General features: G+C 63.1%; 1 protein-coding gene. It reads right to left on the reverse strand.

Translation table 11 applies throughout. The features are described from left to right. On the reverse strand, positions 1–346 hold a 346-nt coding region (locus KQX66_RS38350; RefSeq protein ID WP_216798413.1), incomplete at its 3' end, for a DUF4167 domain-containing protein. Positions 347–390 lie beyond the last annotated feature (44 nt).

Below are 390 nucleotides of genomic sequence, written 5' to 3' on the forward strand. Positions count from 1 at the left end.
GGTTGTACTTGTCGATGATCTGCTGCGGCGTGCCGCGCACCTTGCCCTCGGGGCCCGAACTGTCGAAGACCCGGTTGACGATATTGCCCATCGAGCGGGAACGGTTCGACTTGGAGCGCGAACGTGACTTGGACGGTCTCATGCGTGTTCTGTAATCCAGCCTAGTGGTGGCGCCTTGGGACAGGGGCAGCGCGCCTTGGTCTTGCGCGGATCCAATCGAGCCTCTGTCGACCCTTTTTTGGCTTGCTTGCGCGAGGGGCGCCGAACTTTGCACCCGGCCAACGCTGACCTGACTAAACACGGGTCGGTCGCGGTGGCAAGAGCAAAATACGGCGCATGCGGCCATTTGCCAAGGACGGCGCGCGGCGCGTGACGCATTCCGGTCACGCC

It is taken from the genome of Paenibacillus oleatilyticus (assembly GCF_018998565.1).
Classification (GTDB): domain Bacteria; phylum Bacillota; class Bacilli; order Paenibacillales; family NBRC-103111; genus Paenibacillus_G; species Paenibacillus_G oleatilyticus.